Genomic DNA, 635 nt, shown 5'->3' with positions numbered 1-635 from the left:
TTTAATCAATTGGACGCGATGTTTTCCGCTACGTTGCGTTGTGGAGAAAGTCAGTTCATCACTAACTGGCAGCAACTAGGTTTAAAAGCCGAATGGGCGAAGCGCAACTTGCAGTTGTTTGGGCGTAACTCTGTGTCCGGGACGTATGGTTACTTCAAAAGCAATGCGCTGTGTGGCGGTGACTTCAAAACCCGAGTGAATGAACAACCGGGCTCGGCTTCTGTGGTGCAATCTGTGGCATCGACCATCAGCGGAGTTGGTTATTCTGGCGTTGGTTATCGAGTGGCTGGCGTAAGGTTGGTTCCCATCGCTAAACGCGGGGTTAACTATGTTAGCCCGACTCGTACAAATATTGTCTCAGGTAAGTACCCACTATCACGCTACCTTTATGTATACGTAAACAAGCATCCTGATTACCCGTTGTCTCCAATAGAAGCCGAGTTTATTCGTTTTATGTTCTCTGCTCAGGGACAAGCGTTAGTCGAAAAAGATGGCTATGTGCCGATCACTGCAGATTTCGCAGCGGAAGAGTTAAAAAAAGTCGGCCTTTAAGCCGACTTTTTTCATTGTACCGAAAACTAAAAAGTGAGTGTCCACTTCGCACTTGCCCATCTATCTTGTTCTTCCAGCAAATC

The 635-nt window shown here is 46.8% G+C and carries 1 protein-coding gene; it reads left to right on the top strand.

What is annotated here, in order from left to right; all coding sequences use genetic code 11:
- A partial coding sequence (locus R7Q11_RS27235; protein ID WP_225467115.1) for a PstS family phosphate ABC transporter substrate-binding protein occupies positions 1-552 on the top strand: 552 nt, incomplete at its 5' end.
- Positions 553-635 lie beyond the last annotated feature (83 nt).

Source organism: Vibrio sp. 970, assembly GCF_033339075.1.
Note: the sequence above shows the minus strand (reverse complement) of the source record. Positions and strands in the feature narration are given on the sequence as shown.